Genomic DNA, 22,044 nt, shown 5'->3' with positions numbered 1-22,044 from the left:
CAAATGACCGCCGCCTTGTTAGATCGAATCACACACAAGGCACATTTATTCCCAATGAATGGGGACAGTTATCGTTTCAAAGAAACGTATTCGTCCTAACAAGAGGGTGGTCAACTTTTGGGTTGACGATTACACTTCCTAGATAACTAGGTAGCGATACACTTCTTTAACTGATAAAAAACTTTGCGGAGTGTATGTTCGATTCGAGCATAAAAAAATTAATCCCTTTTGGATTGACAAGCTCCAATGGTATAATCTTTGACTCTTCTTGGCGTACTATCTCCTTTAAACTCACCATATAGTTCATCCCCGATCATATAAATTCTTTCAAATACAGGAACAGTAACCCATTCGTGCTTGCCTTGATTCTTTAGAGCTTCACGTCTCACCTTCTCTAATCGTTTTATTTCAAATTCAGACATCATGTATTTCTCTTCTTTTTCGAACATACGTTCTTTTTCAGTGTGAAAGAAAAGCCCCACTAGTTAAGAATGGGGACTAGACAATTTTTAAATAATTATCAATCTGGCCAATATTCATCTTTCTTGAAAAGAAAATGAATTCTTTTCCTTTTGAAGGCTTTGCAATCGAGTAGTTTAAATAATATTCATGGTGTTCAAATCGCTTATATAATTGCTCAATTTGTTCAGCAATATCATATGTTAAAATCCAGTATCTATTAGGCATTTGCTTTTTTATGACTTTGGCCAATTCTACATGATCCTTATGGGAATAAAAATTTGTATATAATTCAGGCCCTTTATTGTAGTAAGGAGGGTCAAAGAATGTGAGAGATTTTCTCGTATGCTTTATAACGTCAGTAATAAAGTCTTTAGCATCCATATTGTGAACCTCAATACAGTCAGCTTTTGATGCAATAGTTCTAATCCGCTTAATGATATCTTGTTTGTTAAATCTGCAGTCTAACTTATATTGTCCATTTTGATGTTTTCCACCAATTACCCCAGCTTTAATGATTCCAGAACGATTCGTCCGATTTAAAAAGAGGGTGGAGAATGCTAGTGAAAGTTCATCTGATGTTTCTTTATTTACTTGTATTTCTTTTTGAAGGTGCCATTCTTCAATAGTAATCTCAGTATTATTAATTAAAGATATTAACGCTTCTGAATTCGTTAATATCGTATTCCAAAGTGCATAAATACTTCTATCAAAATCATTAATAATGATTTTTTTTACATCATTATTTAATAACAAGCGAAGTGCTACAGCTGCTCCACCGGCAAATGGTTCAATGTAAGTAGAAATATTATTTTTAACAACTAAATGTTTTATGTAATTAGAAGTTTTATCTTTTCCACCAGGGTATCTTAAAGGGGATAGACTAGCCATATTTTCACCTCCTTTGTAAAAGGATAAAAGAATAAGTACAGGTTTGGCCAATTATTTGCTCTATGGATTGAAAAATTCTATCTTTGCTTTTAAATAGGATAATTGAATCTAAATTTTTATTTCAGGATATCCATTTCTAACATTAATTTTGTTTAACTTTTGAACTAATTCTTTTACAAAACTCTCACGCCCTGTAACATTTTTAGAAAAGTTATTGAAAAGTTTTTTTACAATTTTTTCATTAATTTTAAACCACTTTTTAAAGTGTCTTGCTTCTATTTCTTTAAAGGAATTATCATTTTTTATATAAATATTTGCATCATTTAAAGTTGAAATAAATGCAGCTTTAGGCATTTTTAGAACCTTTGAAAAAATTTCATCATTTTTATCTTTATCAAATATATATTTAACAAATAATTGTTCAATTGGCAGCTTTAAAGAATGGTCAGGAAGACGCAGAATATTATCCCTTTTTTTTATTTTTTGTAGGTCACCATCAGTAATATCAGCATCGAATATTATAATTGTATTTTTGACAAAAGAGCTAGCGGTATTACAAAGCTTTGTAAGGAATGTATATGGAAATCCATCTGTGTCATCAAAAGGAATAAAATTAATTCTTTTTAGAATATCTTGCTTTGAAACCATATATCTAATAAATCGTTTAGCTAAATCATCTTCACATAGTATATCTATCTTAGGTAATTCTTTTTTTTCAGTTTGGTTGTAATCAAATGTAAGCTCTCTATAGATATTTTCATATGAAGGATTTTTAATGACATCAATTTCATCTGTATAAAGTGTTGAAAGGTAATAATTCTTTATTATTTTTCCTTTCTTTTCACCTTCGATTGAGTGTCTTATTAATGGTAAGGAATGAGTTGTTGCTATAATTTGTATTTTATATTGATTAGACCATCTATAGAGAAAGTCAAATAAATTTTTTTGTGCTACTGGATGTAAACTTACTTCCATTTCATCTATACAAAAAATCCCATTAAAACAGTCGTTTTTTCCTTTTCTTGACTTGCTGATTCTCATAAAAGAGATTAAACTATTAACAATTCTTCCTAAGTTATCTTCTCCAGAAGAAATTGACTCATAGTTATATGTGCCATCAGAAGGAGCAAATGTTTTTTTAATCTGCTTATCACTAACTGACTCCATTTTTTTATATGAATTTTTTTGTAAAACGACATTGTAAAATTTGGTTACGAATTCTTTTTCTTCATCAGAAAGTGTAATAGGATAGGGTTTTGAATTAGTAGTGTGTATTGAATATAGTCTATTCAACCTGAAATATTCATAGCTACAAATCCCATTTGATAAAATTTGTTAAATTAGTTGAACATAACGGTATTTAATTAAGAACCGTAGCCAATTCATAAAATAACTGAATTTTCAATAGAACAACTCTGGTATTTTGGGCATACTTCCCCCTTGACTGAAAAATTTATTTTTTTCAGTTATGAGAAGTATTCTATTGGTCATTCCAATTGTAGTTTTTGAATTCGATTCAGTACATCCCAAAAGAAATTTTGATACACAAAACTCGATGATAGTTTGAAGTAAAGGGATCTACCTGATTTCACGACTTTACTTGCCGCTTTAATTAACCGAGTACGTATCGTATCAATTTGCATAGTTTTTTGACCTTCCGGAAAACAAAGAGTTCGTAACCAATTGGTCAAATTATATGCAAGAAGTGTTAACATCATTTTTACTTCGTTCACTAGAAAAGCGTGGCTATTCATATGATCAAAGTAAAAGCCATTTTTTGCTTCTTTGATATAGTTTTCCATCGTCCCTCTTTTTTGATAAGCTCGGACGATATCTTGAGGAAAAGCTAATTCAAAGTTAGTAACAAAAAAGGAATGGGTAAAGAACAGCTCACCTGCAGGACGTACCAATTGAATAATCACCCTTCTTGGTTTTGACCATGATTTTGCTTGGTAAATCGTTTCTTCATAATAGGTTTCCGTCTTGGAAACATCTAAAGGTGCGGAAGAAGGATGGTATTCCTTCGCTAAACTTTGTAGTTGTGAATTCGATTTCAACCGAATAATATACAAAACAGATTCTTCTTCACACAGATCGTATAATCCCGGAACAGTAAACCCGCTATCTCCACGAAGAAACAGGGTAGTTTCCGGAAACATTTCGTTATAATGTTTAATGAGAGGCCGAATAAATTCCACCACACCATTTGATGTATAAACATTTCCGGGACGGAGTTGTGCTTTCAAAAAGTCACCAGTCGCACCATCAAAGGCGACTAATGGATGAAAACCCATCGTGCCATAATGAGTATTATATGACGAAGATTCTTGGTCCCCATATGTATCCGAATGAGTCGAATCCAAGTCGATAAATAACTCTTTCGATTGTCGAAAACAATGAATCTTATCAAGCATTTCTTGGTTAGCCAGATTTAATTGTTCAATTGAATCTTTATCAAATCGTGTATAAAAGCGAGACAAACTGGGCTGGGAAGCAAGTGTTGGAGTTTCAATGATTTCCTTAAACACAGGATCATGAGTCAACTGATCAGCCGCATCATCTTCCGCATACCCGGCAATGATTTGATAGACTTTTTGACGTAACAAGTTTTCATTTGAATGAAGATAATATTTCCTTGAATCGTTAAGTCTCAAGTACTTAACTAAAGTCTTTGAAAAACCAATTTTTTCATCGAATTCTCTAAAAAGAAACTCACCTGTATCGGAGGAAAGAGAACCTCCATCATTTGACAATTTAATTTTATGATTGAAATCAAGTGTTTTTTGCGTTAAAGTAACCATATAAAAAGTCCTTTTTGTTTGGTTACTTTAACTTTAACAGAAATGGATTCTTTTTTCATTTTTTTAATGAATTACAATAAAGCCGAAAAGGCTTGGTAATCCATAAGTTATAATAAGTTTCTGAATTTCTGTGAATAATTCAGGTTCAAGTTTAAAAAATTTGTATTGTGAATTAAATTACCGTCCTTGATTGTATTTCCCCCAGTTACTATTCTGGGGCTAGGATCTGCTTTACTTCTAGGTTTGGTGTAAACGGGTATCTTAATATCCAATCCGTTTTTATCCTGAATAATTAAATCATATTCATATTTTTCTTTATCATATATAGTAGATAATTTGAATATTTCTCCAAATTTTGTTTTTAAATCGAAACCAAAAAGGTCTTTTTCTTCAGAATTAAAGTTTTGAACAAATAATCCAATTAAAGTTGATTTCATTGTGCCATTATGTCCAGAAATTAAGGTAATTCGATCAGATAAATCTATCTGAGTATTAAACAAGTTTCTGAATTTTTTTATATAAATACCGTGAACCTTTTTCACTATAATATCCTTATTAGACATACCTAACTCTTTAGGTGTAGCAGGTGCATTGAACATAGTTTCTCCCTCACTTTTAGTTCTATATAATTAACACATACTTTGTCTAGTTTTACTAAACTAAATTAATAAAAAATCTATTCAAAAGAAAAGCCCAGCTAGGGGCCTTTTATTTAATCATTTCATCCATGACTTTTTTATATTTTTCAAATTGATCATCCTTCATGTCACCATTCATCTGTAGAAGAAAATTCCCTTTGCTGTATGTATGGGAGTAAAATAAAGGACCTGAGTTTCCGAGCTCATCATAATATGTTTTTGCAGCATCTAAGCCAGATGCGTTCTTAAATTCAAAAATCCTGCCACCAGCGTCTTCACCAAGAGAGGGGACAAGTATTCTTTTTCCTGCTTCTCGGGTATTTCCAAATTCTTTGTTCTCTAATTCTGTTGGGTTTTCGGCTTCTAATCCAGCATCTTTAAAAGCGGTTATTATTGTATCGACCGTTACCTTTTCTTCTTTCTGTACTTTTTCGTTTGATTCTGACTTAGATGTCGAAGATGAGTTTCCGCAAGCAACTAATGATAATATCAATAATAGTGATAAAAATGGTATAATTTTTTTCAATGTTTTACCCTCCCGTTGAGTTGAGCGTTAAGATACATATAATTCCCTGTGTTTAAAGTTCTTTGTCTTTCCGCATTTTCGACATTGAACCATACCTATTAGCTGTTTTTTTCTATTGAGCGGCAGCTACAAAGAAGCCAATACCAAATGGAATTAATACTATTGTGAAACAACAAAGTATCCCTGAAACTTTTGCTAGTTTTACATAGTACATATTGTCTTTTAGTTTTACGTTTGGGTTACCACACTTTTAAATGTGTATTTCACTTTTTGCCCCCTCCGCGAAAATATATAAATTAGTTGAAAAAACATATGAATAATCTATACAAATGATGAAAATAGCACCATCATATGATTAAAATAAAGACACGTCGCAGCGTGCTATTATTTCTCTTCTTAATGATCTTCCAGCTCTCCCGCAAATCCTCTAATTGCTCCTCTGGAGACTCCTTCATTTCTTTAAAGAACAAATTAAATTCAATTCAGGATTTAAAAAGAATTTGAGTATTTCTTTTTCGTCGTCAGTTTGAATATTGGGATTGTCAGTTCTGCTGAGAAGAAAATCAACGGAAATCTCATGAAAATCTCTTAGTTTTCATGAAATTTCATAACTAGGCTTTTATTATTCGATTATGTTCTTTTTCTGTGATGGAAAAGCCCAAGAGAGGGCCTTCTACTTAAAAAATTCAGTTATTCACATGCAATTCCATCACCTTCCCGATCAAGGTGGGAACCATATCCAGGTTCACCTCGATGAATAGGAGCAGCACCTGCAGCTCTAACTGCAGCGCAATTTTTGAAGTAGACATTTTCTTTTTTCAGCTGTGGTTCTGGTTTAGGCTCAGCTTTTAGAGCTGGCTTCGGAGCTGGGGCTTTCTGTTCTTTTTCTTTTGTTTTATATCCATCTTTTGTAGCATAGTTTTCAATGGACCAAATACCAACTTTCTTTCGTTTAGCCGCTGCTTGAATCTTTTCAAATTCATCCAGATATTTTGTGTTAGGCGGATAAACAGCTACTCGCGCTAAGCCTTTTTCAAGAAGTATTTTATTAAACATTTTGTCTCTTATGTACACGTAAGCGAGAAGACGGCCATAACGATCACGCTCTTGAATGCCGGGTTCAACTTGAATTTCTTTTCCTGATAGTTGTTTAGTAGTAAATTTAGATGCTTCGGGGCCGAATGGTTGAACGCCGGTTCTCGGATGTTTCGTTTCTGGTGTATCTACTAAAACTAAACGAATTGTTTCTTCTTTTCCATCTAGGTTAACTTTAATGGTATCTCCGTCGACGATTGATAGAACCGTAGCAATAAGTCGTCCGTTCACTTTTGCCCCGGGTACAGAAGGAGTACCGGTGTTACTTTTGGTTGATGGTGTTTTCTCCGGAGCACTCGCCGTCTGAGTTTGTTCTTCTTCTACTGTATCTTCTTTAGGGGCTTCGGCTGTCAAGAGATGATTAATGACAATGGCGAAAAATACGATAGCAATTAAAATTAAAGCTCCTAAGCAGCCGATGCAGCCCTTTTGATTAGTCATAATAGATCATTTCCTTTCCAAATACAGAGGGGAATACTTTTCGAAAATAGAAGCCCTAATATGAGAGGGTTTTTACTGAGATATTAGACTATTATTTTACTGAAAGCTCAACTTTGAAGCCTTCTTTATTTTTTTGATGATTTTGATTTAAAAATACAGAACGGTCGTTTTTGAGTACAATAACCTCAAAAAATGGTTTGAATCGATCTTCTGATATACTGAAAGCATTTAGAAATTTCCCGAACACACTTAATTGTTTTTTCCATTAAATCATCGTTGTTGTCACCAATACATACGGTGCCTCTTTTGTTCTTTCCGTCTAAAACAGTTAGTAATTGTCCCAACTCTTCGTTATCATAATTCCCATCTGATCCCATCATGTAAAGCAAAGAAGTGGCAAAAGCAAAATGCGGGCTCATTCTTTTATCATTTTTGGCTTCATCGCCTTTAAACATATCAAGTGTCCCATAATAATACCTCCCATATTTTATATTGAAAATGAGCTAAGCTCATTAACAAACTAATTCTTTAGTAGTCTATAGTGTTTGTGAAAATAGCACTTCGTTATAAGCACATTAAGCTGTGCTTAATGTGCAATGTGGAGGGTGGTAGAGTACTTATGGACGTCTATTTTCTTTATATGTATCGCTAATACATATAAAGAAAATAGTACCATCAAAAGGCTGAAAATTTTTTTGTTCGATATTAGATGAGCTAAGTATCTAGGTATCCCTTACATTTCACTAATTTCATATAACGATGGATTAACATCATGATATGAATAAACTTCTTCCTCTGAAAGCAACAGGTCTACAAAAGCTGAGTGGGTTCATTCTAAAAAATGTAATGGTTAGACATTTAGGTTAGATAGAAGCTTTTGATGCGACTTCTAAGAAAGAAATCACCCTTTTATTCCTGTGTGTATTGTACTATATTTTTCGAAATGAATAAATATTTTACATAAAAAAGACTCGTTTAAAATAAAGGGTTATGAAAGCACAGGTATTTCGAGATAATCCCCTAAATAGAAAACGGCCAGTACTATTGAAGCCGCTCTGGCCGCGAAGGATTGTACCCGTTTTTGACTTCTGTAAATGTATTAGAGTTTGCATCTGGAGAGGGTTGTTTGGGCTGCTGGACAAAATGGCTGCTGCTGAGCTGTTGGGCAAGGGCATTGAGCGCTTGATGAAGGGCATCCAGGTCTTCCTTGGTAGCAAGCTTCTTTTGGTCGGCAAGCATGTAGCCTAACTGCCCGCTTGGTTCAAAGGTCGCCCATTTGACATCTTGTATACTTTCGATGCCTTTTTGCCGCAAAAGCATGTCAAGATCATCGACGGAGAGCCGGACCTTCTTTAAATTCTTTTCATTTAATATTCCGTTTTCGATGACAACCTTTGAGCGCCCTGTAAACAAAGTTTCCGCAAAATCCCATTTCATTTGTATCCATTCAATCAGCATAAAAGTAACAATAAGTATAATCGCAATCCCAAACGTGGCCCATATATTTTTGCCAACTAAGGGCTGAATTAAAAGGGTGCCGATCGAGATCATGATAACCGTTTGAGCAGTCGTCATATGAGAGATGGACTTTTTTCCTGAGAACCGTATGAGCAATATGCTGAAGACAATCGTTATGATGGATTTCCAGATTAAGCTCCAGTCCAAAAAGAATCACCGCCGTGTTTTTGCCTTGTTTCTATAGTGTGGATAAAACCGGGAGAAGATATACAAAGATATGCAATAGAAGCTAATCAGGGAAATGAAAAGTGCTGAACATCTATATGAAGCACTGCGCATGGACAGCGGCTGTCTGGCGAATGGTTCATTCATTTAAAGCGTCTGCTTTAGGGGGATTTTTACTTATAAATATCTGTTCATCTATTCTCTTTGGAGACTCCCTCTTCCGTAAATTTCCACTTCTAAAAGAACGTATGTTTGTATAAAATAGAAACAAACGTTCTCGTTGGAGGGGAAGAGATGAAAGGACTGTTGCTGCGCTCAAAGGAAAATGGAGTTCCACTGCTGATGATTTATATGGATAGCAGAGGGGAAGTAACAGAGCGGTGGATGAAGGTGTTGGACATGGATGAACAATATATCAAAGCCTACTGCTGCTGGAAAAGACAGTATCGGACATTCAAGCTGAGCCATATTCTTTCTGTGGGCACAGCTAAGTATCGCAAAAGAGGGGCTTGATGAGAAAATGAAAAAAATAAAGGATCGAGGCGCGAAGAAATGGACGGCGATGATGCTAACTGAGCACACGGCCATGCTTCGTCAATGGCCGGAAACGGATATGAACAAAGAACAGAAGCCGAAGCTGGATGAGTCGCAAATAAGAGAGTTTGAAGAAACAATTCACTATGCCATGGCGTTTGCTTATCCGATTCGTTTGCGCTGCTGGATAGAAGGCCTTATTGAGGAAAAGGCTGGACGAATTCATCGGTTAGACGAGGTGGGCCGATGGATTTATCTCAAAGACGGCGATGATGCCCTCGCAAGAATCCGATTTGCAGACATTATCGGGGTGGAGATAGTAAATTCATAACGCTCTGACCGGCTGATCACTCTCTGTGTACCATCTGTGGATGCTTTAGCAGATGGAGAGATAGGGTCTAAAAAGCGCCGGTTCTATCCGTGAATCAAGTTTGAATTTTTCTATATAATATAAGAAACAGCCTGCAGGATACGGTGCAGGCTGTTTCTTATGCGAAGAATATCGTAGCGATGATGGAAACGACTAAGATAGATCCGCCTGTTAATCGCGTATATTTAGTCGACATGTGATCCCTCCTTTTCTATAGCTAACTGGTTCGGTGCGTGTTATTGTTATGATATTCCCTGATTTCATGAAATTATTCCTGTTTTTTTATTTTTTAGACAACAAGCAAACAAAGAACCTGCTCCCGCGCTGGGCTTGAAGGCTGAGTGATCACGCGAGAGCCGGGCTTTCATCCTGCATCTAAGTTGCCGTAAACTCCCTGCTTCTAAGAGAAGCTTTATCAGATCGGCATATTCAAATGTTTTCAATTTCCACATTTTCTACAAAAGGAATCTCAGAAATGGTGTGATACACTTCCGTTATTCTTCTTTGAAAATGTACAGAAACACGAAATTGGAGCAAATGCGATTCTTTCTTCAAATCTTTAATACGCAATCTTGTCACCGTCAGCTTTTCCCTTTCAATATTGTCGATGACGTCATTGATATTGTCTTTGTTGCTGATGGTCATTTTAATCAGCAGATCTTTCTCCTGAAAATGGCTGGGCCCAAGCATGCGAAAGACGAGCGGAACGATTTCTACGCTGAAAATCAGCAGCGCTAAACCGGTGATGGCTTCCGCGAAAAAGCCCGCGCCTACCACCACACCGATACCGGCAGCTCCCCAAATCATTGCGGCTGTCGTCAGTCCGGATATGGTGTCGTTGTTTTTGTGCAAGATAACCCCCGCCCCTAAAAAGCCGATACCGGAAACAATTTGGGCGGCGAGGCGCAAGGGATCCATCGTAATATTGACCGATTCACTGCCGGGAGATTTATAAGCTGATTCTATTGAGACGATCGTCAAGAGACAGCTGACGATGGAAATGACTAGACTCGTTTTCAATCCGACCGGTTTTCTTTTTAATTCTCGCTCCAGTCCGATCACAAGCCCTACGATGGCAGAAAGGACTAGCTTTAACAGTACGTCTGTTTCAAATAGCCATTCCATCATTTTATTCCTCCTCTCTAGTAAATGCTTAGACTTAACAGTACAATAATGATTAAATGAATCCTATTCTCAGAGAATGGCAACGCATCTTAGGAGGACACTTTATGGCAAGCCCTAAAATAAACCCTTATTTCGTTTTGCTGATTGGTGTATTTTCTGTATCAACATCAGCGATTTTAGTCAAAGTATCGTCAGCAGATGCGGGAGTTATCGCTTTTTATCGGCTGTTGTTTACGGTGCTGTTAATGGCTCCTTTATTTTTGTGGAAAAATGTTGGGGAGTTAAAAGACATCTCGAAAAAAGACTGGATACTTTCTTTTGTTTCCGGCACTTTTTTAGCTTTTCATTTTATTCTATGGTTTGAATCGTTAAATTACACCTCTGTGACAAGTTCAACTGTGTTAGTGACGTTGCAGCCCCTCTTTGCTTTTGCCGGCACTTATTTCATTTTTAAAGAAAAGTTTTCGGCCGGCGCATTAACCGGGGGAGCAGTGGCGGTTGCAGGCAGTATCATTATCAGCTGGGGAGATTTTAAAATCAGCGGCCAAGCCTTTTTCGGCGACATGCTTGCTTTGCTGGCTTGCGCTTTAATTACCGGCTACTTGTTATTCGGCCAAACCATCCGCCAAAGGGTGTCCTTAATGACTTATACCTTCATTGTTTACTTAAATAGCACGATGGTTCTTTTTTTCTATGTGCTGATCAAAGATGTACCCTTTGGTCCGTACCCAATAGAGGAGTGGGTGTATTTCCTTCTCTTAGCGATCATTTCGAATCTATTAGGGCATACGCTGTTTAATTGGTCGTTAAAGTATGTCAGCACTTCGGTCATTTCAATGGCGATTCTATTAGAGCCGGTCGGTGCCAGCTGGCTTGCTTATTGGCTGCTTGAAGAGAAAATTATTCAAACACAAATAGTTGGAGGAGGAGTCGTATTGTTCGGAATTATGTTGTTTGTTGCAGATCCGGCAAGGCTCAAGGAGCACTTCCAAAAACGAAGCGCAGATAGCTGAGGAGTGCTGCGCTCGCTCTTTCTTTTATACGATGATGAACAAGAAGAGTGAGATTTTTTTTTGAAAAGTACTTGTTTTATCTTTTTTATCATGATATATTATTACTTGTCCGAAAGACAAAGGTGAAAAAGTTATCAAAAAAACACTTGTTAAAACGAATGAGATGTGATAACTTAGAAAAGTCGCATTTATAAAATTGATCCTTGAAAACTGAACAAAATAAACGTCAACGTTAATTCAATTTATTATATGAGCTAAGCAAACAATCTTATCGGAGAGTTTGATCCTGGCTCAGGACGAACGCTGGCGGCGTGCCTAATACATGCAAGTCGAGCGGACTTAGCGGGAGCTTGCTCCCGCTTAAGTCAGCGGCGGACGGGTGAGTAACACGTGGGTAACCTGCCTGTAAGACTGGGATAACTCCGGGAAACCGGGGCTAATACCGGATAAGTTCTTTCTTCGCATGAAGGAAGATTGAAAGGCGGCTTCGGCTGTCGCTTACAGATGGACCCGCGGCGCATTAGCTAGTTGGTGAGGTAACGGCTCACCAAGGCGACGATGCGTAGCCGACCTGAGCGGGTGATCGGCCACACTGGGACTGAGCCACGGCCCAGACTCCTACGGGAGGCAGCAGTAGGGAAGCTTCCGCAATGGACGAACGTCTGACGGAGCAACGCCGCGTGAGTGAAGAAGGTTTTCGGATCGTAAAGCTCTGTTGTCAGGGAAGAACAAGTGTCGGAGTAACTGCCGGCACCTTGACGGTACCTGACCAGAAAGCCACGGCTAACTACGTGCCAGCAGCCGCGGTAATACGTAGGTGGCAAGCGTTGTCCGGAATTATTGGGCGTAAAGCGCGCGCAGGCGGTCTTTTAAGTCTGATGTGAAAGCCCACGGCTCAACCATGGAGGGTCATTGGAAACTGGAAGACTTGAGTGCAGAAGAGAAGAGCGGAATTCCACGTGTAGCGGTGAAATGCGTAGAGATGGGGAGGAACACCAGTGGCGAAGGCGGCTCTTTGGTCTGGAACTGACGCTGAGGCGCGAAAGCGTGGGGAGCGAACAGGATTAGATACCCTGGTAGTCCACGCCGTAAACGATGAGTGCTAAGTGTTGGAGGGTTTCCGCCCTTCAGTGCTGCAGCTAACGCATTAAGCACTCCGCCTGGGGAGTACGACCGCAAGGCTGAAACTCAAAGGAATTGACGGGGGCCCGCACAAGCGGTGGAGCATGTGGTTTAATTCGAAGCAACGCGAAGAACCTTACCAGCTCTTGACATCCTCTGACCGCTCTGGAGACAGAGCTTTCCCCTTCGGGGGACAGAGTGACAGGTGGTGCATGGTTGTCGTCAGCTCGTGTCGTGAGATGTTGGGTTAAGTCCCGCAACGAGCGCAACCCTTGATCTTAGTTGCCAGCATTCAGTTGGGCACTCTAAGCTGACTGCCGGTGACAAACCGGAGGAAGGTGGGGATGACGTCAAATCATCATGCCCCTTATGACCTGGGCTACACACGTGCTACAATGGATGGTACAAAGGGCTGCAAGACCGCGAGGTTTAGCCAATCCCATAAAACCATTCTCAGTTCGGATTGCAGGCTGCAACTCGCCTGCATGAAGCCGGAATCGCTAGTAATCGCGGATCAGCATGCCGCGGTGAATACGTTCCCGGGCCTTGTACACACCGCCCGTCACACCACGAGAGTTTGCAACACCCGAAGTCGGTGGGGTAACCCTTACGGGAGCCAGCCGCCTAAGGTGGGGCAGATGATTGGGGTGAAGTCGTAACAAGGTAGCCGTATCGGAAGGTGCGGCTGGATCACCTCCTTTCTAAGGAAAGCGGAAAGTAAGAACGCTGTTCTTACTCCAACGAAACGTGACGTTTTATTTTGTTCAGTTTTGAAGGATGAATGCCTTCAAAAGATCAACATTGTTCTTTGAAAACTGGATAATATCGTATAAAGTAACCAAGCAATACCGAGTAATCGCCATTTTAGGCTAAGTTAGAAAGGGCGCACGGTGGATGCCTTGGCACTAGGAGCCGATGAAGGACGGGACGAACACCGATATGCTTCGGGGAGCTGTAAGTAAGCTTTGATCCGGAGATTTCCGAATGGGGAAACCCGCTGTTCGTAATGGAACAGCATCCCTGTCTGAATCCATAGGACAGGAGAAGGCACACCCGGGGAACTGAAACATCTCAGTACCTGGAGGAAGAGAAAGCAAACGCGATTCCCTGAGTAGCGGCGAGCGAAACGGGAACAGCCCAAACCAGAAGGCTTGCCTTCTGGGGTTGTAGGACACTCTGCACGGAGTTACAAAAGAGCGGCATAAGCGAAGCGGTCTGGAAAGGCCCATCAGAGAAGGTAACAATCCTGTAGCTGAAATGCCTCTCTCTCCTGAGTGGATCCTGAGTACGGCGGAACACGTGAAATTCCGTCGGAATCCGGGAGGACCATCTCCCAAGGCTAAATACTCCCTAGTGACCGATAGTGAACCAGTACCGTGAGGGAAAGGTGAAAAGCACCCCGGAAGGGGAGTGAAAGAGATCCTGAAACCGTGTGCCTACAAGTAGTCAGAGCCCATTCATGGGTGATGGCGTGCCTTTTGTAGAATGAACCGGCGAGCTGCGATTTCATGCGAGGTTAAGCCGAGAAGGCGGAGCCGCAGCGAAAGCGAGTCTGAACAGGGCGAATGAGTATGAGGTCGCAGACCCGAAACCAGGTGATCTACCCATGTCCAGGGTGAAGGTAAGGTAACACTTACTGGAGGCCCGAACCCACGCACGTTGAAAAGTGCGGGGATGAGGTGTGGGTAGCGATGAAATTCCAATCGAACCTGGAGATAGCTGGTTCTCGCCGAAATAGCTTTAGGGCTAGCCTCAAGGGAAGAGTCTTGGAGGTAGAGCACTGTTTGGGCTAGGGGCCCCCATCGGGTTACCGAATTCAGACAAACTCCGAATGCCAAAGACTTATCCTTGGGAGTCAGACTGCGAGTGATAAGATCCGCAGTCAAGAGGGAAACAGCCCAGACCGCCAGCTAAGGTCCCCAAGTATACGTTAAGTGGAAAAGGATGTGGAGTTGCTTAGACAACCAGGATGTTGGCTTAGAAGCAGCCACCATTTAAAGAGTGCGTAATAGCTCACTGGTCGAGTGACTCTGCGCCGAAAATGTACCGGGGCTAAACGTATCACCGAAGCTGCGGATGGACACCAACCGGTGTCCGTGGTAGGAGAGCGTTCTAAGGGCGGAGAAGCCAGACCGGAAGGACTGGTGGAGCGCTTAGAAGTGAGACTGCCGGTATGAGTAGCGAAAGAAGGGTGAGAATCCCTTCCACCGAATGCCTAAGGTTTCCTGAGGAAGGCTCGTCCTCTCAGGGTTAGTCGGGACCTAAGCCGAGGCCGACAGGCGTAGGCGATGGAGAACAGGTTGATATTCCTGTACCACCTCTTTACCATTTGAGCAATGGGGGGACGCAGGAGGATAGGGCAAGCGCGCGGCTGGATATGCGCGTCCAAGCAGTTAGGCCGGTGACGAGGCAAATCCCGTCACCATACAGGCGGAGCTGTGACGGCGAGAGAAATAAAGTACCGAAGTTCCTGATTCCACACTGCCAAGAAAAGCCTCTAGCGAGGTAACAGGTGCCCGTACCGCAAACCGACACAGGTAGGCGAGGAGAGAATCCTAAGGTGAGCGAGTGAACTCTCGTTAAGGAACTCGGCAAAATGGCCCCGTAACTTCGGGAGAAGGGGTGCTCTTTGAGGTGAATAGCCTCGAGGAGCCGCAGTGAATAGGCCCAGGCGACTGTTTAGCAAAAACACAGGTCTCTGCGAAGCCGTAAGGCGAAGTATAGGGGCTGACGCCTGCCCGGTGCTGGAAGGTTAAGGGGAGCGCTTAGCATTAGCGCAGGTGTGAACTGAAGCCCCAGTAAACGGCGGCCGTAACTATAACGGTCCTAAGGTAGCGAAATTCCTTGTCGGGTAAGTTCCGACCCGCACGAAAGGCGTAACGATCTGGGCACTGTCTCAACGAGAGACTCGGTGAAATTATAGTACCTGTGAAGATGCAGGTTACCCGCGACAGGACGGAAAGACCCCGTGGAGCTTTACTGCAGCCTGATATTGAATTTCGGCACAGCTTGTACAGGATAGGTAGGAGCCTTTGAAACCGGAGCGCCAGCTTCGGTGGAGGCGCTGGTGGGATACTACCCTGGCTGTGTTGAACTTCTAACCCGCACCCCTGATCGGGGTGGGAGACAGTGTCAGGCGGGCAGTTTGACTGGGGCGGTCGCCTCCTAAAAGGTAACGGAGGCGCCCAAAGGTTCCCTCAGAATGGTTGGAAATCATTCGCAGAGTGTAAAGGCACAAGGGAGCTTGACTGCGAGACCTACAAGTCGAGCAGGGACGAAAGTCGGGCTTAGTGATCCGGTGGTTCCGCATGGAAGGGCCATCGCTCAACGGATAAAAGCTACCCCGGGGATAACAGGCTGATCTCCCCCAAGAGTCCACATCGACGGGGAGGTTTGGCACCTCGATGTCGGCTCATCGCATCCTGGGGCTGTAGTCGGTCCCAAGGGTTGGGCTGTTCGCCCATTAAAGCGGTACGCGAGCTGGGTTCAGAACGTCGTGAGACAGTTCGGTCCCTATCCGTCGCGGGCGCAGGAAATTTGAGAGGAGCTGTCCTTAGTACGAGAGGACCGGGATGGACGCACCGCTGGTGTACCAGTTGTCTTGCCAAAGGCATCGCTGGGTAGCTATGTGCGGACGGGATAAGTGCTGAAAGCATCTAAGCATGAAGCCCCCCTCAAGATGAGATTTCCCATAGCGCAAGCTAGTAAGATCCCTGAAAGATGATTAGGTAGATAGGTTCGAGGTGGAAGCGTGGCGACACGTGAAGCTGACGAATACTAATCGATCGAGGACTTAACCAACGAAAAGCGAAAGCGGCCGATCAGACTCGGCAGGCATAAGACGGACCGCCGAAGTGGCGTTCTTGGCCACACAGGCGTGACGGCTTATGACCGAGAGACTGGCCGCTGCAGCTAGACAAAACGAAAAGTGGAAGGCACTCATTCAGCGCCTTCTGCTGGGCCGCACAAACAATGGCAAGGCATTGCAGGTTACGATACATATTATCCAGTTTTGAAAGAATAAAAATTATAATAAAAAAGTTTGCAAAGCAATAAGATTTTGTTATAATAAAACTTGTCTTTAATGGTCTGGTGGCGATAGCGAAGAGGTCACACCCGTTCCCATCCCGAACACGGAAGTTAAGCTCTTCAGCGCCGATGGTAGTTGGGGGTTTCCCCCTGTGAGAGTAGGACGCTGCCAGGCCGATATTGGAGGATTAGCTCAGCTGGGAGAGCATCTGCCTTACAAGCAGAGGGTCGGCGGTTCGATCCCGTCATCCTCCACCATATAAATGCCGGTGTAGCTCAACTGGTAGAGCAACTGACTTGTAATCAGTAGGTTGGGGGTTCAAGTCCTCTTGCCGGCACCATCTTCACCATGTTCTTTTTAGTACGAGCCATTAGCTCAGTTGGTAGAGCATCTGACTTTTAATCAGAGGGTCGAAGGTTCGAGTCCTTCATGGCTCACATGTTGCGGGTGTGGCGGAATTGGCAGACGCACCAGACTTAGGATCTGGCGCCGCAAGGCGTGGGGGTTCGACTCCCTTCACCCGCATTTTCATTAAGCGGAAGTAGTTCAGTGGTAGAACACCACCTTGCCAAGGTGGGGGTCGCGGGTTCGAATCCCGTCTTCCGCTCCATCCTTATGCCGGGGTGGCGGAACTGGCAGACGCACAGGACTTAAAATCCTGCGGTAGGTGACTACCGTACCGGTTCGATTCCGGTCCTCGGCATTGTTTTCATATAGGCGCCCGTAGCTCAATTGGATAGAGCGTTTGACTACGGATCAAAAGGTTAGGGGTTCGACTCCTCTCGGGCGCGCCATTCAAACATACATATCAGCTTTCGGGAAGTAGCTCAGCTTGGTAGAGCACTTGGTTTGGGACCAAGGGGTCGCAGGTTCGAATCCTGTCTTCCCGATATCTATAAAGCTTGAGCATCAGATTAGTGACAAGGGGCCTTAGCTCAGCTGGGAGAGCGCCTGCTTTGCACGCAGGAGGTCAGCGGTTCGATCCCGCTAGGCTCCACCATATTTTAATATGATTATTTACGGCGGTGTAGCTCAGCTGGCTAGAGCGTACGGTTCATACCCGTGAGGTCGGGGGTTCGATCCCCTCCGCCGCTATTTTATTGGACCTTTAGCTCAGTTGGTTAGAGCAGACGGCTCATAACCGTCCGGTCGCAGGTTCGAGTCCTGCAAGGTCCACCATTTATATATTTTACGGAGGAATACCCAAGTCTGGCTGAAGGGATCGGTCTTGAAAACCGACAGGCGGGTCAAACCGCGCGGGGGTTCGAATCCCCCTTCCTCCTCCATTTCACTCTTATATCGCCGCGGGGTGGAGCAGTCTGGTAGCTCGTCGGGCTCATAACCCGAAGGTCGCAGGTTCAAATCCTGCTCCCGCAATCGCTGGTCCGGTAGTTCAGTTGGTTAGAATGCCTGCCTGTCACGCAGGAGGTCGCGGGTTCGAGTCCCGTCCGGACCGCCACTGCAAGTACATAAGCTTTTTGGCTCAGTAGCTCAGTCGGTAGAGCAATGGACTGAAAATCCATGTGTCGGCGGTTCGATTCCGTCCTGAGCCACCATTTCCCCAAGATTCTATTGGAAATGGTTAAGTTATAATACATGGAATCGTTTTCCATTATTTGTTCTGTGCATTTAATCATCAGGCGGGTGTAGTTTAATGGTAAAACCTCAGCCTTCCAAGCTGATGTCGTGGGTTCGATTCCCATCACCCGCTCCATTATATATCATAATGGGCCTGTAGCTCAGCTGGTTAGAGCGCACGCCTGATAAGCGTGAGGTCGATGGTTCAAGTCCATTCAGGCCCACTTTGTTCCGCAGTAGCTCAGTGGTAGAGCAATCGGCTGTTAACCGATCGGTCGCAAGTTCGAATCTTGCCTGCGGAGCCATATTGTGGAGAAGTACTCAAGTGGCTGAAGAGGCGCCCCTGCTAAGGGTGTAGGTCGGGCAACCGGCGCGAGGGTTCAAATCCCTCCTTCTCCGCCATTCAATCTGGCCCGTTGGTCAAGTGGTTAAGACACCGCCCTTTCACGGCGGTAACACGGGTTCGAATCCCGTACGGGTCATTTTTAAAAAACTGTTCTAAAGATTTCTCTTTAGAACAGTTTTTTTTATGGGAATTTGTTGAAAACTGTCGAAGGATTAACAAAATTTTAAAAAGGGTTTAGGCTGAAGAACACGAATTTATGATTTAAGAGGTAGCATTCAATATTTTCCTATATATTGGTTTATTTATAGGTATATAGAACTATATTGGAGCCAATCATTAAGGCAGAAGGTGGGGAATATGTCGGAATCCTATCCAACCGAATTTGATATCCACTTATTTCATGAAGGGAATTTATATCAGGCCTATTCACTATTTGGTGCTCATGTATCGCATCGAAACGGAACGGATTATACAACTTTTTGCCTGTGGGCGCCGCATGCCAGGCAGGTTCGTCTCATTGGTAGTTTTAACAATTGGAATGGGAATGACCATCTGCTTGAGAAAGTGAATAACGAAGGCGTTTGGTTTATGCAAATTGCAAGGAATTTGGAAGGGGAGCTGTATAAGTTTGAGATCATCACCCCTTCAGGAGAAAAGATTATCAAGACTGATCCCTACGCTTTTTTTGCGGAGGAGAGGCCGAGAACAGCCGGCGTAATTTATTCATTAGAAGGCTATCAGTGGCGAGATGCAGAATGGAGGAAAAACAAGCAGCAATCGGCCATTTATGAAGAGCCAGTCAGCATCTATGAGATTCATTTAGGCACATGGAAGAAAAAAGAGGACGGGAGTCTGTTATCTTATCGCGAGCTGGCTGAGCAGGCTATCCCTTACATTAAGCAATTAGGGTTCACCCATGTGGAAGTAATGCCGGTGATTGAGCATCCATATGACCGATCTTGGGGCTATCAAGGGACCGGCTATTTTGCTGCGACCAGCCGGTACGGCACGCCAAAGGATTTTATGTATTTTGTCGATCAGTGCCATCAGCACGGGCTTGGCGTCATATTAGATTGGGTGCCGGGCCATTTCTGCAAAGACAGTCACGGGCTTTATCACTTCGATGGCGGCCGCAGTTATGAATATGAGAACGCGTGGGATCGGGAAAATTATATTTGGGGAACGGCAAATTTCGATTTAGGCAAAACGGAAGTGCAAAGTTTTTTGATTTCCAACGCGTTCTTTTGGCTTGACTATTTTCATGTTGATGGCTTCCGTGTAGATGCGGTTGCGAATATCATTTACTGGCCCAACCGGGATCGGCTGGAGGTCAATCCATTCGGAGTGGATTTTCTAAAAAAGCTCAATAAAGCTGTGTTTGAATTTGACGGTACCGTTTTGATGATTGCAGAGGATTCAACGGATTGGCCGCAAGTAACCGCTCCCGTGCATTTAGGAGGCCTTGGGTTTAATTATAAATGGAATATGGGCTGGATGAATGATGTGCTGAAGTATATGGAGACCCATTGGAATGAGCGCTCCTTGCACCATAATCTGCTGTCTTTTTCATTGATGTACGCGTACTCTGAAAATTTTATTCTTCCTTTTTCCCACGATGAAGTCGTGCATGGCAAGAAATCGCTGCTGAATAAAATGCCGGGTGATTACTGGCAAAAGTTCGCTCAGCTCCGCCTTTTGATGGGCTATTTGATCGCCCATCCGGGAAAGAAGCTTCTATTTATGGGAAATGAACTCGCTCCGTTTTCTGAATGGAAAGACATAGATCAGATTGATTGGCATTTGATTGATTATGAGTTGCATGGCAAATTCAATGAATACTTTATTGAATTGCTACATTTATATAAGAGTATTAACCCTTTGTTTGAACTCGATCATGATCCCAAAGGATTTCAGTGGATCGATGTCCATAATGCAGAGCAGAATATTTATTCATTTATCCGCAGAAGCAAAAAAGGAAGAAATGTCATTGTGATATGCAACTTTAGTGACTGCGGCTATGAACATTACTGCGTTGGGGTGCCGGAGGTCGGTGCGTACCGAGAGATTTTAAACAGTGACAATCTCCGGTACGGAGGATCTGGGCAGGTCAATCCGGCTTTACTGTATGCAATGGAGGGTACCTTCCATGGGCAGCCGGCCTATGTACATATGAAGATACCGCCTTTTGGCGTTATTTATCTTCAGCCAGATCAATAACCGGGGAGGGAAAGGAATGGCGAAAGAAAAATGTGTGGCGATGTTATTAGCAGGCGGGAAAGGAAGCAGATTGAAAGAATTGACTCGTGACCTTGCCAAACCGGCAGTTCCATACGGCGGCAAATATCGGATTATCGATTTTCCGCTGAGCAACTGCGCCAATTCAGGTATTCACAATGTAGGAGTTCTCACTCAGTATCAGCCCTTAGTCCTCAATTCTTATATTGGCATAGGAAGCGCCTGGGATTTAGATCGAAAGCAAGGAGGAGTGACGGTGCTGCCGCCTTATATGGAGTCAACGGGGGTGAAGTGGTATTCCGGTACCGCGAGCGCTATTTATCAAAATTTAAACTACATTCAGCAATATGATCCTGAATACGTGCTCATTCTCTCCGGTGATCATATTTACAAAATGAATTATGCTAAGATGCTGGATTTCCATATTCAGAAGAAGGCGGATGTGACGATCTCTGTCATTGAAGTGCCGTGGGAGGAGGCCAGCCGCTTCGGGATCATGTGCACTAATAAAGAGATGGAAATTACCTTGTTTGAAGAGAAGCCAAAGCACCCGAGCAGCAATCTTGCCTCCATGGGGATCTATATCTTTAATTGGAAGACGCTTAAAAAATATTTAGAGCTTGATGAGAATAATCCGGAATCTACCAATGACTTTGGCAAAGATGTGATTCCTTTTATGCTGAAGGAAAAGCTGAGATTGTTTGCTTACCCATTTAGCGGCTACTGGAAAGATGTGGGGACTGTGCAAAGCCTTTGGGAAGCGAATATGGATCTTTTAGACCGGGGGGAAGAGCTGAATCTTTTGGATCATTCCTGGCGCATTTATTCAGTCAATCCCAATCACCCGCCGCAGTTTATCGGAGAAAAAGCGGCGGTGAAGAATTCGCTAGTCAATGAAGGCTGCAGTATTGAAGGAGAAATCATTCATTCCGTTCTTTTTCAAGGGGTGCAGGTGGATGAGGAATCCGTCATTAAGGACGCAGTTGTCATGCCTAATGTGCGAATCGGGAGAGAATGTGTGATAGAGCGAGCGATCGTCAACAGTAATGTGGAAATCCCTGACAATGTGCATATTTATAATCATACAGATGAGATACTGCTTATCACCGAACAGTATCTGGAGCAGTTAATCGGCCAAAAGCAATGAATGAAACAGG

16 protein-coding genes, 20 tRNA genes, 3 rRNA genes and 1 pseudogene are annotated in these 22,044 nt (G+C 42.7%); 30 read left to right on the top strand and 10 right to left on the bottom strand.

Annotation, left to right across the window (positions count from 1 at the left end; all coding sequences use genetic code 11):
- The first annotated feature begins 3 nt into the window (after nucleotides 1–3).
- Nucleotides 4–99, top strand: coding sequence for an ATP-binding protein (locus tag CEF20_RS16850; RefSeq protein WP_269799226.1), 96 nt, complete (start codon nucleotides 4–6; stop codon nucleotides 97–99).
- Nucleotides 100–218: 119 nt separating this feature from the next.
- Here the strand turns inward: CEF20_RS16850 and CEF20_RS11590 are convergent, their stop codons facing one another.
- The 9 genes from CEF20_RS11590 to CEF20_RS11550 form a co-directional block, all read right to left on the bottom strand.
- Nucleotides 219–449, bottom strand: a complete 231-nt coding sequence (locus CEF20_RS11590) for a hypothetical protein (protein ID WP_232713447.1) — start codon at nucleotides 447–449, stop codon at nucleotides 219–221.
- A gap of 49 nt (nucleotides 450–498) precedes the next feature.
- Entirely contained in the window at nucleotides 499–1,350 is an 852-nt protein-coding gene (locus CEF20_RS11585) for a DNA adenine methylase (RefSeq protein ID WP_100331934.1), read from the bottom strand.
- 108 nt (nucleotides 1,351–1,458) lie between these two features.
- Entirely contained in the window at nucleotides 1,459–2,643 is a 1,185-nt protein-coding gene (locus tag CEF20_RS11580; protein ID WP_157796258.1) for an AAA family ATPase, read from the bottom strand.
- Nucleotides 2,644–2,837: 194 nt separating this feature from the next.
- Nucleotides 2,838–4,151 carry an IS1380-like element ISBco1 family transposase gene (locus CEF20_RS11575; protein WP_100331207.1) on the bottom strand — a complete coding sequence of 438 codons (1,314 nt, stop codon included), beginning with the start codon at nucleotides 4,149–4,151 and terminating at the stop codon, nucleotides 2,838–2,840.
- Between the two features lie 107 nt (nucleotides 4,152–4,258).
- Nucleotides 4,259–4,750, bottom strand: coding sequence for an ATP-binding protein (locus CEF20_RS11570; protein WP_100331932.1), 492 nt, complete (start codon nucleotides 4,748–4,750; stop codon nucleotides 4,259–4,261).
- A gap of 109 nt (nucleotides 4,751–4,859) precedes the next feature.
- Complete coding sequence (locus CEF20_RS11565) at nucleotides 4,860–5,315, bottom strand: stress protein (protein WP_100331931.1); 456 nt, start codon at nucleotides 5,313–5,315, stop codon at nucleotides 4,860–4,862.
- 690 nt (nucleotides 5,316–6,005) lie between these two features.
- A complete protein-coding gene (locus CEF20_RS11560) occupies nucleotides 6,006–6,851 on the bottom strand; it encodes a thermonuclease family protein (RefSeq protein ID WP_100331930.1) in 846 nt (281 codons plus the stop codon).
- A 185-nt stretch (nucleotides 6,852–7,036) separates the two neighbouring features.
- A complete protein-coding gene (locus CEF20_RS11555) occupies nucleotides 7,037–7,306 on the bottom strand; it encodes a hypothetical protein (protein ID WP_232713446.1) in 270 nt (89 codons plus the stop codon).
- Between the two features lie 586 nt (nucleotides 7,307–7,892).
- Nucleotides 7,893–8,426: a DUF421 domain-containing protein gene (locus CEF20_RS11550; protein ID WP_100332096.1), complete on the bottom strand. Its 534-nt coding sequence runs from the start codon at nucleotides 8,424–8,426 to the stop codon at nucleotides 7,893–7,895.
- 402 nt (nucleotides 8,427–8,828) lie between these two features.
- Between CEF20_RS11550 and CEF20_RS11545 the strand changes: the two genes are divergently transcribed.
- Both CEF20_RS11545 and CEF20_RS11540 read left to right on the top strand, forming a co-directional pair.
- Nucleotides 8,829–9,047, top strand: a complete 219-nt coding sequence (locus CEF20_RS11545; protein ID WP_100331929.1) for a WYL domain-containing protein — start codon at nucleotides 8,829–8,831, stop codon at nucleotides 9,045–9,047.
- A gap of 7 nt (nucleotides 9,048–9,054) precedes the next feature.
- Nucleotides 9,055–9,399: a YolD-like family protein gene (locus CEF20_RS11540; RefSeq protein ID WP_100331928.1), complete on the top strand. Its 345-nt coding sequence runs from the start codon at nucleotides 9,055–9,057 to the stop codon at nucleotides 9,397–9,399.
- Between the two features lie 468 nt (nucleotides 9,400–9,867).
- Here the strand turns inward: CEF20_RS11540 and CEF20_RS11535 are convergent, their stop codons facing one another.
- A complete protein-coding gene (locus CEF20_RS11535; protein ID WP_100332095.1) occupies nucleotides 9,868–10,563 on the bottom strand; it encodes an MgtC/SapB family protein in 696 nt (231 codons plus the stop codon).
- A gap of 104 nt (nucleotides 10,564–10,667) precedes the next feature.
- Between CEF20_RS11535 and CEF20_RS11530 the strand changes: the two genes are divergently transcribed.
- From CEF20_RS11530 to CEF20_RS11405, 27 genes and pseudogenes are all read left to right on the top strand, one after another.
- Nucleotides 10,668–11,576 (top strand): DMT family transporter, encoded by a 909-nt coding sequence (locus CEF20_RS11530; protein ID WP_100331927.1) that lies wholly within the window; start codon nucleotides 10,668–10,670, stop codon nucleotides 11,574–11,576.
- Nucleotides 11,577–11,844: 268 nt separating this feature from the next.
- A 16S ribosomal RNA gene (locus CEF20_RS11525) occupies nucleotides 11,845–13,399 on the top strand.
- 166 nt (nucleotides 13,400–13,565) lie between these two features.
- Nucleotides 13,566–16,499: ribosomal RNA gene (locus tag CEF20_RS11520) — 23S ribosomal RNA — on the top strand.
- Nucleotides 16,500–16,585: 86 nt separating this feature from the next.
- On the top strand, nucleotides 16,586–16,714 hold the full coding sequence (locus tag CEF20_RS17340) for a hypothetical protein (protein ID WP_269799221.1): 129 nt from the start codon (nucleotides 16,586–16,588) through the stop codon (nucleotides 16,712–16,714).
- Nucleotides 16,715–16,786: 72 nt separating this feature from the next.
- Nucleotides 16,787–16,902: ribosomal RNA gene (gene rrf, locus CEF20_RS11515) — 5S ribosomal RNA — on the top strand.
- The 16S, 23S and 5S rRNA genes sit together here with 20 tRNA genes alongside, the layout of an rRNA operon.
- 7 nt (nucleotides 16,903–16,909) lie before the next feature.
- Nucleotides 16,910–16,985: transfer RNA gene (locus CEF20_RS11510), tRNA-Val, on the top strand.
- A 7-nt stretch (nucleotides 16,986–16,992) separates the two neighbouring features.
- Nucleotides 16,993–17,068, top strand: a tRNA-Thr gene (locus CEF20_RS11505).
- A 24-nt stretch (nucleotides 17,069–17,092) separates the two neighbouring features.
- A tRNA-Lys gene (locus tag CEF20_RS11500) sits at nucleotides 17,093–17,165 on the top strand.
- A gap of 6 nt (nucleotides 17,166–17,171) precedes the next feature.
- Nucleotides 17,172–17,253 (top strand) — tRNA-Leu (locus CEF20_RS11495).
- Between the two features lie 10 nt (nucleotides 17,254–17,263).
- Nucleotides 17,264–17,338 (top strand) — tRNA-Gly (locus CEF20_RS11490).
- A 7-nt stretch (nucleotides 17,339–17,345) separates the two neighbouring features.
- Nucleotides 17,346–17,431, top strand: a tRNA-Leu gene (locus CEF20_RS11485).
- Nucleotides 17,432–17,445: 14 nt separating this feature from the next.
- A tRNA-Arg gene (locus CEF20_RS11480) sits at nucleotides 17,446–17,522 on the top strand.
- A 22-nt stretch (nucleotides 17,523–17,544) separates the two neighbouring features.
- Nucleotides 17,545–17,618, top strand: a tRNA-Pro gene (locus CEF20_RS11475).
- Between the two features lie 34 nt (nucleotides 17,619–17,652).
- Nucleotides 17,653–17,728, top strand: a tRNA-Ala gene (locus CEF20_RS11470).
- Between the two features lie 21 nt (nucleotides 17,729–17,749).
- Nucleotides 17,750–17,823: transfer RNA gene (locus CEF20_RS11465), tRNA-Met, on the top strand.
- Nucleotides 17,824–17,830: 7 nt separating this feature from the next.
- A tRNA-Ile gene (locus tag CEF20_RS11460) sits at nucleotides 17,831–17,907 on the top strand.
- A gap of 14 nt (nucleotides 17,908–17,921) precedes the next feature.
- Nucleotides 17,922–18,014: transfer RNA gene (locus CEF20_RS11455), tRNA-Ser, on the top strand.
- Nucleotides 18,015–18,031: 17 nt separating this feature from the next.
- Nucleotides 18,032–18,105, top strand: a tRNA-Met gene (locus tag CEF20_RS11450).
- Between the two features lie 5 nt (nucleotides 18,106–18,110).
- Nucleotides 18,111–18,187 (top strand) — tRNA-Asp (locus CEF20_RS11445).
- Nucleotides 18,188–18,208: 21 nt separating this feature from the next.
- Nucleotides 18,209–18,284, top strand: a tRNA-Phe gene (locus CEF20_RS11440).
- Nucleotides 18,285–18,368: 84 nt separating this feature from the next.
- A tRNA-Gly gene (locus CEF20_RS11435) sits at nucleotides 18,369–18,442 on the top strand.
- Nucleotides 18,443–18,456: 14 nt separating this feature from the next.
- A tRNA-Ile gene (locus CEF20_RS11430) sits at nucleotides 18,457–18,530 on the top strand.
- Nucleotides 18,531–18,536: 6 nt separating this feature from the next.
- A tRNA-Asn gene (locus CEF20_RS11425) sits at nucleotides 18,537–18,611 on the top strand.
- A 6-nt stretch (nucleotides 18,612–18,617) separates the two neighbouring features.
- Nucleotides 18,618–18,708: transfer RNA gene (locus CEF20_RS11420), tRNA-Ser, on the top strand.
- 8 nt (nucleotides 18,709–18,716) lie between these two features.
- Nucleotides 18,717–18,788 (top strand) — tRNA-Glu (locus CEF20_RS11415).
- A 221-nt stretch (nucleotides 18,789–19,009) separates the two neighbouring features.
- Nucleotides 19,010–20,959 (top strand): annotated as a pseudogene (gene glgB, locus CEF20_RS11410) (1,4-alpha-glucan branching enzyme).
- Nucleotides 20,886–22,034: a glucose-1-phosphate adenylyltransferase gene (locus CEF20_RS11405; RefSeq protein WP_100331925.1), complete on the top strand. Its 1,149-nt coding sequence runs from the start codon at nucleotides 20,886–20,888 to the stop codon at nucleotides 22,032–22,034. Before glgB ends, CEF20_RS11405 begins: the two are co-directional and overlap by 74 nt.
- Nucleotides 22,035–22,044 lie beyond the last annotated feature (10 nt).

The sequence above is a fragment of the Bacillus xiapuensis genome, assembly GCF_002797355.1.
Lineage (GTDB): Bacteria > Bacillota > Bacilli > Bacillales > Domibacillaceae > Bacillus_CE > Bacillus_CE xiapuensis.
Note: the sequence above shows the minus strand (reverse complement) of the source record. Positions and strands in the feature narration are given on the sequence as shown.